The following is a 15066-nucleotide window of genomic DNA, read 5'->3' on the forward strand; positions in this document are numbered from 1 at the left end:
TCAGACGTGCACCAGCGTGCCCTCGTCCTCGCCGAGCACCACACGCTTGAGCGCACCGCTCTTGAAGATGGAGAACACCTTGATGGGCAGCTTCTGGTCGCGGCACAGCGCAAACGCGGTGGCGTCCATCACCTGCAGGTTCTTGGTAATCGCTTCGTCAAACGAGATGTTGGTGTAGCGCGTGGCCGTCGGATCCTTCTTCGGATCGGCGGTGTACACGCCATCGACCTTGGTGGCCTTCAGCACGATCTCGGCGCCGATCTCGGCACCACGCAGCGCGGCGGCCGTGTCGGTGGTGAAGAACGGGTTGCCGGTGCCGGCCGCGAACACCACGACCTTGCCCTCTTCGAGGTACTGCAGCGCCTTCGGCCGCACATACGGCTCGACGACCTGCTCGATCGCGATGGCGCTCATCACGCGGGCGGTCATGCCTTCCTGGCGCATGGTGTCGGCCAGGGCCAGCGAGTTCATCACCGTGGCAAGCATGCCCATGTAGTCGGCGGTGGCGCGGTCCATGCCCACCGAACCGCCGGCCACGCCGCGGAAGATGTTGCCGCCACCGATCACCACCGCCACTTCGCAGCCCATCTGGGTGACTTCGTGCACTTCGCGCACCATGCGGACCATGGTCGCGCGGTTGATGCCGAACTGGTCGTCGCCCATCAGGGCTTCGCCGGAGAGTTTGATCAGGATGCGCTTGTACGCCGGCATTCGGCTCCCCCGTGAGCGATGTTCAACTTGTTCTAGTTTAAGGGGCCGCGTTTGCGGCCCCTTTGCTTTGCAGACGGTTACTGGCCCTTGGCCGCCGCCACCTGCGCAGCCACTTCGGCCGCGAAGTCGTCCTGTTTCTTCTCGATGCCCTCGCCCACCACGTAGAGCGTGAAGCCCTTGACCGTGGTGCTGGCGGCCTTGAGCATCGCGGCCACGGTCTGCTTGTCGTTCTTGACGAAGGTCTGGTCCAGCAGCGAAACCTCCTTCAGGAACTTGGCGACCGAGCCCTCAACCATCTTGGCGACGATCTCGGCCGGCTTGCCCGATTCAGCGGCCTTTTCGGCAGCGATCTTGCGTTCCTTCTCGACCAGCTCGGCCGACACCTCCGACGACGACAGCGCGGCCGGCTTCATCGCGGCCACGTGCATCGCCACGTCCTTGGCGGCCACGTCGTCGCCGTCGAACTCGACCATCACGCCGATGCGCGTGCCGTGCAGGTAGCTGGCCAGCTTGCCGCCGTCGGCATAGCGCTTGAAGCGGCGGATCGACATGTTCTCGCCGATCTTGCCGATCAGGCCCTTGCGCACGTCTTCCAGCGTCGGGCCGAAGGTGTCCTGCTCGTACGGCAGGGCCGACAGCGCGGCGACGTCGGCCGGGTTGTGCTCGGCCACCAGCTTGGCGGCGGCCTGCACGAAGGCCAGGAACGAGTCGTTCTTCGAGACGAAGTCGGTCTCGCAGTTGACTTCGATCAGCGCGCCGGTGGTGCCGTTGACGGCCGCGGCGACCACGCCTTCGGCGGTCACGCGCGAGGCGGCCTTGCCGGCCTTGTTGCCCAGCTTGACGCGCAGGATCTCTTCGGCGCGGCCGAGGTCGCCTTCGGCTTCCGTCAGCGCCTTCTTGCATTCCATCATCGGCGCATCGGTCTTGGCGCGCAGCTCGGCGACCATGCTTGCGGTGATTGCGGGCATCTCAAATTCTCCGTTGAGTGAAAAAGGGGCTCAGCGGCCCCTTTCGAACAATGTCGGCTTGCACGGCACCGGGGCACCGTTGCAGTCCATGGGCGCGGATCAGGCGTCTTCGCTGACCTCGACGAACTCGTCGTCGCCGGCCGTCACGGCCTGCACCAGTTCGTTCGTGGCGTTGGCCTTGCCTTCCAGCACGGCGTCGGCCACCGCACGGGCGTACAGCGCCACGGCCTTGGCCGAGTCGTCGTTGCCGGGGATGACGTAGTCGATGCCCACCGGCGAGTGGTTGGTGTCGACGATGCCGATGATGGGAATGCCCAGCTTCTTGGCTTCGGCGATGGCGATCTTGTGGTAGCCGACGTCGATGACGAACATCGCGTCAGGCAGCGCGGTCAGGTCGCCGATGCCGCCGATGTCCTTTTCCAGCTTCGCGATCTCGCGCTGGAACATCAGGGCTTCCTTCTTGATCGCGGGCTGGGTGCCGGCCTCGACCTGGGCCTGCATGTCCTTCAGCTTCTTCAGCGAGCCCTTGACCGTCTTGAAGTTGGTCAGCATGCCGCCGAGCCAGCGCTGGTCGACGTAAGGCATGCCGGCGCGTTGCGCTTCTTCGGCGATCACCTCGCGAGCCTGGCGCTTGGTGCCGATCATCAGGATCGTGCCGCGCTTGGCCGCCAGCTGGCGGACGAACTTCATCGCCTCTTCGAAGAGCGGCTGCGTCTTCTCGAGGTTGATGATGTGGATCTTGTTGCGATGGCCGTAGATGTACGGGGCCATCTTGGGGTTCCAGAAGCGCGTTTGGTGGCCAAAGTGGACACCGGCTTCCAGCATTTCACGCATCGTGACGGACATGGAGACTCCGAAGGTTGGGTCTAGAATCCGGCGTGAATCGAAACAGGAACTGCAAGGGTTTTTCCCCTCGCGTCACGCTCCTTGGAGCGCCTGTCCCGACACCTTTCAGCAGCCGGATTCGCGATTGATTTACCGACAAGCACGCCGCCAGGATGGCAGTGGCCGGGTAAACCAAAGGATTCTAGCACGCGCCCAGGCGCCATCCTCCTTCTCCGCCACCGGCGCATTGCCGGCCGGCCCTTCCAGCATGCCCCAACGGCCCTCTTCTCCGGCGCGCCAACGCGCCGGCTCCACCGTGTCCCACTGCTTCCGCGGCGCCTTTGGCGCGGCGGGCCCGCGCTGAATGCGCGTCGCCGTGATAGGCGCCGGCATCGTCGGCGTGACCACCACCTATGAGCTGGCCGCGGACGGCCACGAGGTGGAGGTGTTCGAGCGCCGCGGCACCGTGGCCGAGGAAACCAGCTTTGCCAATGCCGGAGTGCTCGCCCCAGGCTATGTCACCCCCTGGGCCGCGCCCGGCATGCCCGCCAAGGTGCTGCGCCATCTGCTGACCCGGCATGCGCCGGTGCGCTTCGGCGGCATGCCCGGCCCTGCGCTGATGGGCTGGCTGTGGCGCTGGTGGCGCGCCTGCCATCCGGACACCTATGGTCCCAACCGACGGGCCATGCATGCGCTGGCGCATTACAGCCGCGAGCGCCTGGCCGACCTGCAGCACACGCTGCACCTGGAATATGAACAGGCGCAGGGCCTGCTGGTGCTGCTGCGCACGCCGCGCGACGTGGCCGGCGCCCGAGGCTCGCTCAAGCTGCTGGCGGAGCTGGGCGTGGACTTCCACCTGGTGGACGCCGCGCGATGCCGGCAGATCGAACCCGGCCTGGACGCGGCCACGCCGCTGCATGCCGGCGTGCATCTGGCACAGGACGGCGTGGGCAACTGCCGCCAGTTCGCGATGCTGATGCGCGCGGAAGCCCAACGGTTGGGCGCACGCTTCCGCTTCCACCACACCGTGCGCGGCATCGACGCCGGCAGCCGCACGCCGGTGCTGCGCTTCGCCGAGCATGCACAGCAGGACATGCCCGGCCCCGAGCAAACGCAGCCCTTCGACGCGGTGGTGCTGTGTGCGGCCATGGGCGCCCTCCCCTTGCTGGGCCGGCTGGGCGTGAAGCTGCCGATGCAGCCGGTGTACGGCTACTCGCTCACCGCACCGCTGCGCATCGTCGAGGGCCATCCCGATTTCGGACCCCGCGCGGCACTGATGGACGAGAAGTACAAGATCGCCATCTCTCGCCTGGGCCAGCGCGTGCGGGTGGCTGGCAGCGCGGAGCTGGGCGGCGCGCCGGGGCAATGGTCGAAAGCGCCGATGGACACCTTGTACAAGGTGCTGCACGACTGGTTCCCGGGTGCCACCCACCTGGCGCAGGCGCAGCGCTGGAAGGGCGCACGACCGATGCTGCCCGATGGCCCGCCAGTGCTCGGCGCCAGCGGCCAGGCCGGCGTGTGGCTGAACCTGGGCCATGGCTCCAGCGGCTGGGCACTGTCCTGCGGATCGGCCCGTGTGCTGGCCGACCAGCTGGCAGGCCGCACGCCGGCCATCGACACCACGCGCCTGGCGCTGGAACGCCTGCGCTGACATTCCCAGGAGCTGCCATGGCGCGGACGACTGAACCGGTGCTGCCCCTGGATCAGCCGCGGCCGCTCCACGGCATCGCGGCGGCACGGCAGATCGAGTCGGCCGCCGCCGCGGTGCTGCCGCCCCACACCCTGATGCAACGTGCCGGACTGGCAGTGGCGCGGCTGGCCCAGGCGCTGGCACCGCATGCGCGCCGCGTGTGCGTGCTGGCCGGCCCGGGCAACAACGGCGGCGACGGCCTGGAAGCGGCGCTGCACCTGCTGCGCAGCGGCCGGCCGGTGCAGGTGCTGCTGATGGCGGACGCCGCCGCCCTGCCCGAGGACGCCGCCCGATCGCTGCAGCGTGCATGCCAGGCCGGTGCCCGCATCGAGACCGCGCTGCCCGAGCGCCTCGAAGCCGACCTGCTGATCGACGCCTTGCTTGGCCTCGGTGCGCGCCGCGCGCCGGAAGGCGCCGTCGCCGCCGCCATCGGCCGCACGGCCCTGCACCGCGGTCCGCTGCTGGCGGTGGACCTGCCCTCCGGGTTGCATGCCGAGACCGGTGCCCCGCTGGGCGACACGGTGGTGCGCGCCACCGACACCTTGTCGCTGCTGGCGCTGAAGCCGGGCCTGTTCACCGGCCAGGGCCGGGAACTGTGCGGCCGCCTGTGGCATGACGACATCGGCGTCGACGAGCCGCAGCGCGCACTGCAGGCGCCGCTCGCACGGCTGGCGCCCACGCTGGCCGGCGCCGGGTCGCTGCTGCGACGCCAGCATGCGCAACACAAGGGCAGCTTCGGTGACGTGGTGGTGATCGGCGGGGCGCCGGGCATGGCAGGCGCCGCACGGCTGGCCGGCCGGGCGGCGCTGGCAGCAGGCGCCGGCCGCATCTACCTGAGCGTGCTAGATCCGCAGGCGGCAGGCGATGACGGCCGACCCGAGCTGATGCACCGGCCGGCCGCATGGTCCGACACCGCGAGCCTGCTGACGGCCGCCACCGTGGTGTGCGGTTGTGGCGGCGGCCGGGCCGTGGCGGCGGTGCTGCCGCCGGTGCTCCAACATGTGCCGCGCCTGGTGCTGGACGCCGATGCGCTGAACGCCATTGCCGCCGACGCCACGCTGCAGCAGGCCTTGGCTGCCCGCGCGCGCCGCGGCCAGCACACGGTGCTGACGCCGCATCCGCTGGAGGCCGCGCGCCTGCTGGGCTGCAGCGCCGCCCAGGTGCAGGCGGACCGGCTGAATGCCGCGCTGCAGATCGCCGCGCGGCTGCAGGTGGTGGTGGTCTTGAAAGGGTCCGGCACAGTGCTGGCGGCGCCGGCGCGGCTGCCGATGATCAATGCCACCGGCAACGCCCTGCTGGCCACCGCCGGTACCGGCGACGTGCTGGCCGGCTGGCTGGGCGGGCGCTGGGCGCCAACGCCCGGCGAGGATGGCTGGCTGCCCGCACTGGACAGCGTGCGCCTGCATGGTGCCGCCGCCGACGCGGCCGCTGCCGCCGGCCGGCGCGGCCCGCTGCGCGCGGCCGAGCTGGTGGAGGCGATGCTCGCGCTGGGCTGAGCATCGCTGCGCTGCCAGCCAGCGCGGTTCAGCGCCGCTTGCGGGTCTTGCCTGCCGCAGTGGACTTGCGGCCCGCGCCGCCACCGCCGCCCGCGCTGCGCTTGCTGGCTGCCTTGCGCGTGCGGGCTTTCACCGCACGGTCGGTTTCCTGCACCGAAGCCAGTTCGTCCACCGCGCTGGAAGCGGCGCGCCGCTCACCCGGCTTGTCGCGCCCGTTGCGCGACAGCGGCCGCTCCGGCTCGCCTTCACGCACCATGCGGAAGTCGATGCGCCGACCGTCCAGGTCGACGCGGCTGACCTGCACCCGCACCCGCGAGCCGATCGTGTAGCGCACGCCGCTGCGCTCGCCGCGCAGTTCCTGCCGTGCCTCGTCGAAGCGGAAGTACTCCCCGCCCAGCTCGGTGATGTGCACCAGGCCTTCGACGTACAGGCCGTCGAGCGTGACGAAGAGGCCGAAGCTGGTGGCCGCGGTGACGGTGCCGCCGAACTCCTCGCCCAGGCGCTCGCGCATGTAGCGGCACTTGAGCCAGGCTTCCACGTCGCGCGAGGCCTCGTCGGCACGGCGCTCGTTGGCGCTGCAATGCGCGCCGGCGATGTCCCAGACATCGGCTGCGGTGACGCGCGTGGCGCCGGTGGGCGTGGCCACCGCGGCCTTCACCGGCTTGCCGGCCTTGCGCATCGTCACCGTGGGTTCGCTGGCCAGCAGGTTGGGGTCGAGCTGGTACTTCTTGCCCGACAGCAGGCCCTTGATCACCCGGTGCACGAGCAGGTCCGGGTAGCGGCGGATCGGGCTGGTGAAGTGCGTGTAGGCCGGGTAGCCAAGGCCGAAGTGGCCGCTGTTGGCCGGCGTGTAGATGGCCTGCTGCATCGAGCGCAGCAGCATGGTGTGGATCTGCAGCGCATCGGGCCGGTCCTTCGTGGCCTGGGCGATGGCCTGGAACTCACCCGGCGTGGGGTCGTCGCTGACCGACAGGCCCAGCCCCAGCGAGCGCAGGTAGTTCTGCAGCGTCGTTTTCTTCTCGGGCGTGGGGCCCTCGTGCACGCGGTACAGGCTCTTGTGCTTGCCCTGCTGGATAAAGTCGGCGGCGCACACGTTGGCGGCCAGCATGGCTTCCTCGATCAGCTTGTGGGCCTCGGTGCGCACGCGCGGCACGATCTTCTCGATGCGGCCGTTCTCGTCGCACACGATCTGCGTCTCGGTGGTCTCGAAGTCCACCGCGCCACGGGCCGCACGCGCCTTCAGCAGCGCGCGGTAGCAGTCGTTCAGGTGCAGCAGGTGCTCCACCAGGTCGCTGCGCTTGGCGGCCTCCGGCCCACGGGTGTTGGCCAGGATGGCCGCCACCTCGGTGTATGTGAAGCGCGCATGCGAGTTGATGACGGCCGGGTAGAACTGGTAGGCCTGCACGTCGCCGACGTCGGACACCAGCATGTCGCACACCATCGCCAGCCGGTCTTCGTACGGGTTCAGCGAGCACAGTCCGTTGGAGAGCTTCTCCGGCAGCATCGGAATCACGCGCCGCGGGAAATACACCGAGGTGGCGCGCTCGTAGGCGTCGTCGTCGATCGGCTCGCCAGGCTTCACGTAGTGGCTCACGTCGGCGATGGCCACGATGAGCCGGAAGCCGTTGAACGCCGTCTTGCCGCGGCCCTTCTTGAAGGGCTCGCAGTACACCGCATCGTCGAAGTCGCGTGCGTCCTCGCCGTCGATGGTGACCAGCGGCACGTCGGTCAGGTCGATGCGGTGGCGCTTGTCGGCCGGCCGCACGCGGTCGGGCAGCGCCGCGGCCTGCGCCAGCGTCTCGGGCGAGAAGCGGTGCGGCACCTCGTACTTGCGCACCGCGATCTCGATCTCCATGCCCGGGTCGTCGATCTCGCCCAGCACCTCGCTCACGCGGCCTACCGGCTGCGAGAACATCGAGGCCGGCTCGGTCAACTCCACCGCCACCACCTGCCCGGCCTGCGCATCGGCGGTGGCGTTCTTCGGGATCAGGATGTCCTGACCGTAGCGCTTGTCCTCCGGCGCCACCAGCCACACGCCGCTTTCATGCAGCAGCCGGCCGATGATGGGCGACTTGCGGCGCTCGAGGATCTCGAGCACGCGGCCCTCGGGCCGTCCCTTGCGGTCATAGCGCACCACGCGCACCCGCACCTTGTCGCGGTGGAGCACGGCGCGCATCTCTTGCTGCGACAGGTAGATGTCGTTGCCACCGGGTTGCAGCACGAAGCCGTGGCCGTCGCGGTGGCCCTGCACGATGCCTTCCACTTCGCTCATCAGAGCGGCGCCGAGGCTGGAGGCGCTTGCGTTGTTCGAATTTTTGATGATAGACTCTCGGCTTCCCTGAAATGCCCAGGTGGCGGAATTGGTAGACGCACTAGTTTCAGGTACTAGCGGGTAACTCCGTGGAGGTTCGAGTCCTCTCCTGGGCACCAGAGTTGAATGGATTGAAGCAAAAAGGGCCGATGCACACAGCATCGGCCCTTTTTGTTTGTGCGGCAACCGAAGAAGCACCGGACCTCGGCGTCAGCCAAGGAAGCGCCATCAAGGACACTCGATCCTTGATGGCATCAACCAATCCGGTGCTGCCTTCGCTCAAACCGCGAACTTCCTCGCAAGGCCTTCGGGGCGCAGCCCGTCGTATTCCTCGAAGGGCTGATGGATCCACGGGCTGGTCGTCAGCATCTCGACGTAGTAGTCGGGCGTGTAGGTCGATACGCCCTTGGTCCAGATGACAGCCGAGCGCAGTTCCTGGATGGAAGGCATGCCACGCAGCCGGTCGACCACCGCGCGCAGCGTGATGCCGGAATCGGCGAGGTCGTCCACCAGCAGCACGCGGCCAGCCAGTTCGCCCTTGGGCATGGTGATGTACTTGGCCATGTCCAGCCGGCCCTGGATGGTGCCGGCCTCGGCACGATACGAACTGGTGGACATGATCGCCAGCGGCTTGTCGAACACGCGCGACAGCACGTCGCCCGGGCGCATGCCGCCGCGGGCCAGGCACAGGATCTGGTCGAACTCCCAGCCCGAGTTGTAGACCTTGAGCGCCAGGCGCTCCGTCAGCATGTGGTACTCGTCCCAGGAGACGTACAGGTGTTTGCCGTCGTCGGTCAGCATCGTGGGCTCCTTGTCTGGCGATGGGGCATCAGGCTTGGTAGGGATGGCGCAGCAGGATGGTGTGGTCGCGGTCGGGACCGGTGGACACCATGTCGATCGGCGCGCCGATGAAGGCCTGCACACGCTCCAGGTAGGCCCGTGCATTGGCCGGCAGCGCATCCCACTGCGTCACACCGAAGGTGGTCTCGGTCCAGCCGGGGAAGGTCTCGTAGATCGGCTTGCAGGCCACGATGTCGTCGGCATCCAGCGGCAGGATGTCCACGCGCTGGCCGTCCAGCTCATAGCCCACGCAGACGTTGATCTCCTTCAGGCCGTCCAGCACATCGAGCTTGGTGATGCACAGGCCCGAGATGCCGTTGATGATGATCGAGCGCTTGAGCGCCGCGGCATCCAGCCAGCCGCAGCGGCGCGGCCGGCCGGTGACGGTGCCGCGCTCCTGGCCGACGGTGGACAGGTGATGGCCCACGGTGCCCTCCTCGTCCATCGGCAGCTCGGTCGGGAACGGGCCCGAGCCCACGCGCGTGGTGTAGGCCTTGGTGATGCCCAGGATGTAGTGCAGCTGGTCGGGCCCGACGCCGGAGCCCGCGGCCGCATTGCCGGCCACGCAGTTGCTGGAGGTGACGTACGGATAGGTGCCGTGGTCGATGTCCAGCAGCGTGCCCTGCGCGCCTTCGAACAGGATGTGAGCGCCTTGCTGGTTGGCGGTGTGCAGGCGGTAGCCCACGTCGGCCATCATCGGCTTGAGCTGCTCGGCCACCTTCATTGCGTGATCGAAGATGGGCTGGTAGTCCAGCGGCGTGGCCTTTAGGTAGCCGCCCAGCGCGAAGTTGTGCAGCTCCAGCAGTTCCTTGAGCTTCTTCGCAAAGCGCTCGGGGTGCTTCAGGTCCTGCACGCGCAGCGCGCGGCGGGCCACCTTGTCCTCATAGGCCGGGCCGATGCCCTTGCCGGTGGTGCCGATCTTGCCGGCGCCGCTGGTCTCGCGCAGCGCCTCGCGCGCCTTGTCCACTTCCACGTGGAAGGGCAGGATCAGCGGGCACGATTCGCTGATGAACAGCCGCGACCGCACGTCCAGGCCGATCTTCTCCAGCCGCTCGATCTCCGACAGCAGGTGGGTCGGGTCGACCACCACGCCGTTGCCGATGTAGCACTGCACGCCATCGCGCATGATGCCGCTGGGGATGAGCTGCAGCGCCGTCTTCACGCCCTTGATGACCAGCGTGTGGCCCGCGTTGTGGCCGCCCTGGAAGCGCACCACCGCCTGTGCGTGGTCGGTCAGCCAATCCACCACCTTGCCCTTGCCCTCGTCGCCCCACTGGGTGCCGACGACGACGACATTCTTGCCCCGCGATGCGCGCGAGGCCGAGTTGCTCTGCTGTTGCATGATGTCCGAAAGGTTCGTGGAAAGAGAATCAGAGCGCGCGCAGCGCCCAGCGTCCGTCGACGAGCGCAAGCTCGCGGTCGCAGTCGAATTCCTGGGCCTCGTGTTCATGGCCCGGCAGCACGCACACCACCGTCTCGCCCTGCTGGCGAAGGCTGCGCACGGCGTCGCGCAGCGCGCTGTCTTCGCCCCAAGGGGCGCGGATGGCCATGCGCGGGCCTTGCGGCGTGGCCAGCTCCACCAGCACCTTCAGGTCCAGGCTGAAACCGGCGGCGGGCCGATTGCGGCCGAACACCGCGCCCACCTCGTCATATCGACCGCCGCGCACCAGCGAATCGCTCGCACCCGCGCCGTATAGGGCGAAGCGCACGCCGCTGTAGTAGGCATAGCCGCTCATGTCGGCCAGGTCGAAGCCCACGCGCACCTGCGGATGCGCGCGGCGCACATGCTGTTCGATCCACTGCAGGTCGTCCAGCGCGGCAGCGATGAGTCCGCTGGCCGGCAGCTGCGCCCGGGCAGCCTGCAGCACGTCGGCGCCGCCATACAGGCGCAGCAGCGTGGCAAAGCCCTCGCGGGCCCGTGCCGGGAAGCCGGCAGTGAGCTCGGACAACGCGGCGCTGTCCTTGTGCGCCAGCGCGGCCATCACGTCGTTGAGCCGCGTGGCATCGACCGAGACGCCTTCCAGCAGCCCGCGCACCACGCGCGCATCGCCCAGGTCGAGCACCGGCGCTTCGATGCCGGCAGCCTTCAGGCCGTCCAGCGCCAGCTCGATGACTTCCAGCTCGGCCTCCAGGCCAGCATGGCCATAGATCTCGGCGCCGAACTGCAGCGGCTCGCGCGTGGCATGCAGCCGCTCGGGCCGGGTATGCAGCACTGGGCCGCAGTAGGCCAGGCGGGTGACGCCGCTGCGGTTGAGCAGGTGGGCATCGATGCGCGCCACCTGCGGCGTGGTGTCGGCGCGCAGGCCCAGGGTGCGGCCGCTGAGCTGGTCGACCAGCTTGAAGGTCTTCAGGTCGAGTTCGCGGCCGGTGCCGGACAGCAAGGACTCCAGATGCTCCAGCAGCGGCGGGATGACCAGCTCAAAACCATAGCCACGCGCCATGTCGAGCAAGGCGCGCCGCAGTTCTTCGATACGCCGGGCCTGCGAAGGCAGGACATCGGCAATGTGCTCGGGCAGCAGCCACGCAGACGACATCAAAATGCACCGGTATTAAAAACCCGATTGTACGGGCGTGGAAACGGCCGCCAGCCGGTGCCGGCGGCCTGTTGGCGCGGCGGGGTCCGGGCGCTGGCCGGCCCCAGCCTCAGGCGGCGCAGGGCCCCAGCCGCGCTTGCAGCATGCAGCGCTGCGGCCGCCGAACGCAGCGGCAGTCTTGCGGCCTCAGCGGCCGGTCGGCGTGCTGCTCTGCGAGCCGCGCATGGCGCGGAAGAACTCGCTGTTGGGATCGACCACCATCACGTCGCCCTTGGTGCGGAAGCTGGCGCGGTAGGCCTCCAGGCTGCGATAGAACTGGGCGAACTGGGGATCGCGGCCAAAGGCGTCGGCATACAGCGCCGAGGCCTGCGCATCGCCCTCGCCCTTGATCTTCTGCGCGTCGCGGTAGGCCTCGGCGATGATGACTTCGCGTTGCCGGTCGGCATCGGCGCGGATCTTCTCGCCGTCGGCCGCGCCCTGCGAACGCAGCTCGTTGGCCACCTGCTTGCGCTCCGATTCCATGCGGCGGTAGACGGCGTCGGTGATGTCGGCGACGAAGTCCACGCGCTTGACGCGCACGTCGATGATCTCGATGCCGAAGGCCTTGCCCTCGTCGGCCAGGCGGTCGCGCACGGCCTGCATCACCTGCTCGCGCTCGGTGGCCAGCACGCCGCGCACGGTGCGGCGGGTCACCACCTCGTTGAAAGCAGCCTGCACCACCGGCGCCAGGCGGCTTTCCAGGTTGCGGATGTCGACGCCGCTGTTGCGGATGAACTGGCGCGGCTCCACGATGCGCCACTTGATCAGCCAGTCGATCACCAGGCTCTTCTTCTCGGCGGTGAAGATCGGGCGGGTCTCGGGGCTGTCCAGGGTCTGCACGCGCTTGTCGAGGAACACCACGTTCTGGAACGGCGGCGGCAGCTTGAATTTGAGGCCGGGCTCGGTGATCACTTCCTTGATCTCACCCAGCGCGTAGACCACCGCCACCTGGCGCTGGTCGACGATGAAAAGCGTTGAGCTGGCGAGCATCAGCAGGATCAGCGCGCCGGCAACGATGGCTCCGATTCGGTTCATGTTGTCTATGTCTCCTGCAAGCTCAGCGGACTTCGCGGTCGCGGCTGCGCTGGTTCTCGCGCGATCGGACGTCGGCGGCGGACGAGCCGCTGGGCACGCTGTCCATCGGCGTCGGTGGGGTGGCCACGCCGGAGGCGGGCGCGCCCGCGCCGCCGGCCTGCGGCTGCTGCAGCAGCTTGTCCAGCGGCAGGTACAGCAGGTTGGATCCGTTGCGGCTGTCCACCATCACCTTGCTGACGTTGCTGTAGACCTGCTGCATCGTCTCGATGTAGAGGCGGTCGCGCGTCACGGCCGGTGCCTTCTGGTATTCCGTCAGCACCGAGCGGAAGCGCTGCGCGTCACCCTCGCCCTGGGCGGTCACGCGGGCCTTGTAGCCCTCGGCCTCCTCGCGCAGGCGCGCGGCCGTGCCCTGCGCCTTTGGAATCACGTCGCTGGCGTAGGCCTGGCCTTCGTTCTTGAAGCGGTCGCGGTCGGCCCCGGCCTTCACCGCGTCGTTGAACGCCGCCTGCACCTGCTCGGGTACCTGCACGTTCTGCACGTTGACGTTGGCCACGATGATGCCGGCCTTCAGCCGGTCAAGCTGCGCCTGCACGGACTTCGCCAGGTCGGTGGCGATGGCGTCACGCTGCTCGTACAGCACCTGGTCGATTCGGCTGCGGCCGACGATCTCGCGCACCGCCGATTCGGCCGCCTGCACCACGGCTTCGTCGGGACTGCGGTTCTCGAACAGGAACTCGCGGGCATCCTTCAGCCGGTATTGCACGGTAAAGCGGATGTCGACGATGTTCTCGTCCTCGGTGAGCATGGAGGAGTCGCGCAGGCCGGTGGCCTGCACCACGCTGTTGCGGCCCACTTCCACCGAGCGCAGCTGCGTCACGGGCACCGTCTCATGCGCCTGGAACGGATACGGGAAGCGCCACTGGAAGCCGGCCTCGGCCGTGTAGGCATAACGCCCGAAGGAAGTGACCACCGCCTGGTGGCCTTCCTGCACGATGAAGAAGCCGCTGGCCAGCCACACCAGCACCACCACCACGCCGATCAGGCCCGCGCCGATGCCGGCGCTCTTCATGTCGGGCCGGAAGTTCGGGCCGCCGCCATCGCCGCTGCCACCGCGGTTGTTGTTGCCGCCGCCGGTGGGCTTGCCGCCCAGCAGCCCGCTGAGCTTGCGGTTGAAGTCGCGCCAGAGTTCGTCGAGATCGGGTGGGCCGTCGTTGCGGCCGTTGTTGAGCACGAGGGTGTCGCTGGCGTCTGCGCGGCGCCGCGGCCAGGCGCTGCGAGCCAGGCCGGCCAGGAGCGCGCGGGAGGCCTGGGCGACGGCCGACAGGCTGGAACGCTCGGGGAACGATGGGCGCATGTTCATGCTTGCATGGATCGGGTGGCGGGAGCCTCGTCGGCTTCCGGTGAGGGGGGCTCGTCGGCCTCGGCGGCGGCTTCGCCGGCCGGGGTGACGTAATCGTCGGCATTGCCGCTGGCGGCCGCGGCGATGGCTTCGCGCAGCGCCTCCAGGCCGGTGCCTTCCATGGCACTGAGGAAGATACGCGGCACCCGCAGGCCCGGCGCACGTTCCACCGCATCGACCAGCACCCGCGGCCGGGTGGCCTCGTCGAGACGGTCGAGCTTGTTGTAGACGAGGATTTGCGGAATGCGTTCGGCGTCGATCTCGGCCAGCACGCGATCCACTTCGTCGAGCTGCTCGGCCAGCTGCGGGCTGGAGGCATCCACCACGTGCAGCAGCAGGTCGGCCTCGGCCGCCTCCTGCAAGGTGGCGCGGAAAGCCTCCACCAGCTTGTGCGGCAGGTCGCGGATGAAGCCGACGGTGTCCGACAGCGAGACGGTGCCGCCCAGCTGCGGCAGGTAGAGCTGCCGCGTGGTGGTGTCCAGCGTGGCGAAGAGCTGGTCGGCGGCGTAGGTTCGGGCCTTGACCAGAGAATTGAACAGCGTCGACTTGCCGGCGTTGGTGTAGCCCACCAGCGAGATGCGGAAGGTGCCGCTCTTCTCCCGCGCCCGGCGCTGCGTGCCGCGCTGGCGCTTGACCTTCTCGAGCCGCTGCTTCACGGTCTTGATGCGGTCGCCGATCATCCGCCGGTCGAGCTCGATCTGCGCTTCGCCCGGCCCGCCGCGGGTGCCGATGCCGCCCTGCTGGCGCTCCAGGTGGCTCCAGCGGCGCACGAGGCGGGTGGCGACGTACTGCAGCCGCGCCAGTTCCACCTGCAGCTTGCCCTCATGGCTCTGGGCGCGCTGGGCGAAGATCTCGAGGATGAGGGCGGTGCGGTCGGCCACCTGCACGCCCAGGTGGCGCTCCAGGTTGCGCTGCTGCGCCGGGCTCAGCGCCTGGTCGAAGATGACACCGGTGGCCCGGTGTTGTTCCACCAGGGCCTTGATCTCGTCGGCCTTGCCGCTGCCTACGAAGAGCGCGGCATCGGGCGCCTTGCGGCGGGCGATCAGGCGCGCCACCGCGACGTCGCCGGCCGACTCGGCCAGCAGCGCCAGTTCGTCGAGCGTGGGATCGAAGGAGGACGATGGGCCCAGGTCGACGCCGACGAGCACCGCCCGGGCGCCGTCGGCTGCAGCACCGGACGGAGAAACGTCAGAACTCAAAGCAGGATGTGCCAGCTCG

The 15066-nt window shown here is 68.8% G+C and carries 12 protein-coding genes and 1 tRNA gene; 3 read left to right on the plus strand and 10 right to left on the minus strand.

Features of this window, described 5'->3' with window-relative positions; all coding sequences use genetic code 11:
- The 3 genes from pyrH to rpsB all read right to left on the minus strand — a co-directional run bounded on the left by pyrH (position 1) and on the right by rpsB (position 2525).
- Complete coding sequence (pyrH, locus tag VO99_RS03755; protein WP_046111446.1) at positions 1–711, minus strand: UMP kinase; 711 nt, start codon at positions 709–711, stop codon at positions 1–3.
- A gap of 77 nt (positions 712–788) precedes the next feature.
- Positions 789–1679 (minus strand): translation elongation factor Ts, encoded by an 891-nt coding sequence (tsf, locus tag VO99_RS03760; protein ID WP_046111447.1) that lies wholly within the window; start codon positions 1677–1679, stop codon positions 789–791.
- Positions 1680–1778: 99 nt separating this feature from the next.
- Positions 1779–2525 (minus strand): 30S ribosomal protein S2, encoded by a 747-nt coding sequence (gene rpsB / locus VO99_RS03765; protein WP_046111448.1) that lies wholly within the window; start codon positions 2523–2525, stop codon positions 1779–1781.
- Positions 2526–2868: 343 nt separating this feature from the next.
- Here rpsB and VO99_RS03770 point away from each other — a divergent pair, with 343 nt between their 5' ends.
- Positions 2869–4155, plus strand: coding sequence for a D-amino acid dehydrogenase (locus VO99_RS03770; protein WP_046111449.1), 1287 nt, complete (start codon positions 2869–2871; stop codon positions 4153–4155).
- A gap of 17 nt (positions 4156–4172) precedes the next feature.
- On the plus strand, positions 4173–5690 hold the full coding sequence (locus VO99_RS03775) for an NAD(P)H-hydrate dehydratase (RefSeq protein ID WP_046111450.1): 1518 nt from the start codon (positions 4173–4175) through the stop codon (positions 5688–5690).
- A gap of 28 nt (positions 5691–5718) precedes the next feature.
- Here VO99_RS03775 and rnr read toward each other — a convergent pair whose 3' ends face one another.
- Positions 5719–7962 (minus strand): ribonuclease R, encoded by a 2244-nt coding sequence (gene rnr / locus VO99_RS03780; RefSeq protein WP_046111451.1) that lies wholly within the window; start codon positions 7960–7962, stop codon positions 5719–5721.
- Positions 7963–8035: 73 nt separating this feature from the next.
- Between rnr and VO99_RS03785 the strand changes: the two genes are divergently transcribed.
- A tRNA-Leu gene (locus VO99_RS03785) sits at positions 8036–8120 on the plus strand.
- Positions 8121–8280: 160 nt separating this feature from the next.
- Here the strand turns inward: VO99_RS03785 and VO99_RS03790 are convergent.
- The 6 genes from VO99_RS03790 to hflX form a co-directional block, all read right to left on the minus strand.
- Positions 8281–8802: a phosphoribosyltransferase gene (locus tag VO99_RS03790; protein WP_046111452.1), complete on the minus strand. Its 522-nt coding sequence runs from the start codon at positions 8800–8802 to the stop codon at positions 8281–8283.
- A 28-nt stretch (positions 8803–8830) separates the two neighbouring features.
- Positions 8831–10183: an adenylosuccinate synthase gene (locus VO99_RS03795; RefSeq protein WP_046111453.1), complete on the minus strand. Its 1353-nt coding sequence runs from the start codon at positions 10181–10183 to the stop codon at positions 8831–8833.
- Between the two features lie 28 nt (positions 10184–10211).
- Complete coding sequence (locus VO99_RS03800) at positions 10212–11375, minus strand: ATP phosphoribosyltransferase regulatory subunit (RefSeq protein WP_046111454.1); 1164 nt, start codon at positions 11373–11375, stop codon at positions 10212–10214.
- A gap of 186 nt (positions 11376–11561) precedes the next feature.
- A complete protein-coding gene (gene hflC / locus VO99_RS03805) occupies positions 11562–12449 on the minus strand; it encodes a protease modulator HflC (protein ID WP_046111455.1) in 888 nt (295 codons plus the stop codon).
- Positions 12450–12471: 22 nt separating this feature from the next.
- Positions 12472–13809 carry an FtsH protease activity modulator HflK gene (hflK, locus tag VO99_RS03810; protein WP_198156860.1) on the minus strand — a complete coding sequence of 446 codons (1338 nt, stop codon included), beginning with the start codon at positions 13807–13809 and terminating at the stop codon, positions 12472–12474.
- Positions 13806–15047 (minus strand): GTPase HflX, encoded by a 1242-nt coding sequence (gene hflX, locus VO99_RS03815; RefSeq protein ID WP_083440338.1) that lies wholly within the window; start codon positions 15045–15047, stop codon positions 13806–13808. The genes hflK and hflX overlap by 4 nt, the downstream gene beginning before the upstream one ends.
- Positions 15048–15066 lie beyond the last annotated feature (19 nt).

This window comes from Aquincola tertiaricarbonis (assembly GCF_000969605.1).
GTDB classification, from domain to species: Bacteria; Pseudomonadota; Gammaproteobacteria; order Burkholderiales; family Burkholderiaceae_C; genus Aquincola; species Aquincola tertiaricarbonis.

What these genes read in the sequence shown, in the direction of transcription:
- VO99_RS03800 (WP_046111454.1), bottom strand. Translation starts at nt 11,375, where the DNA reads ATGTCGTCTGCGTGGCTGCTGCCCGAGCACATTGCCGATGTCCTGCCT.
- rnr (WP_046111451.1), bottom strand. Translation starts at nt 7,962, where the DNA reads ATGAGCGAAGTGGAAGGCATCGTGCAGGGCCACCGCGACGGCCACGGC.
- rpsB (WP_046111448.1), bottom strand. Translation starts at nt 2,525, where the DNA reads ATGTCCGTCACGATGCGTGAAATGCTGGAAGCCGGTGTCCACTTTGGC.
- VO99_RS03795 (WP_046111453.1), bottom strand. Translation starts at nt 10,183, where the DNA reads ATGCAACAGCAGAGCAACTCGGCCTCGCGCGCATCGCGGGGCAAGAAT.
- hflK (WP_198156860.1), bottom strand. Translation starts at nt 13,809, where the DNA reads ATGAACATGCGCCCATCGTTCCCCGAGCGTTCCAGCCTGTCGGCCGTC.
- VO99_RS03775 (WP_046111450.1), top strand. Translation starts at nt 4,173, where the DNA reads ATGGCGCGGACGACTGAACCGGTGCTGCCCCTGGATCAGCCGCGGCCG.
- VO99_RS03770 (WP_046111449.1), top strand. Translation starts at nt 2,869, where the DNA reads ATGCGCGTCGCCGTGATAGGCGCCGGCATCGTCGGCGTGACCACCACC.
- pyrH (WP_046111446.1), bottom strand. Translation starts at nt 711, where the DNA reads ATGCCGGCGTACAAGCGCATCCTGATCAAACTCTCCGGCGAAGCCCTG.
- hflC (WP_046111455.1), bottom strand. Translation starts at nt 12,449, where the DNA reads ATGAACCGAATCGGAGCCATCGTTGCCGGCGCGCTGATCCTGCTGATG.
- tsf (WP_046111447.1), bottom strand. Translation starts at nt 1,679, where the DNA reads ATGCCCGCAATCACCGCAAGCATGGTCGCCGAGCTGCGCGCCAAGACC.
- VO99_RS03790 (WP_046111452.1), bottom strand. Translation starts at nt 8,802, where the DNA reads ATGCTGACCGACGACGGCAAACACCTGTACGTCTCCTGGGACGAGTAC.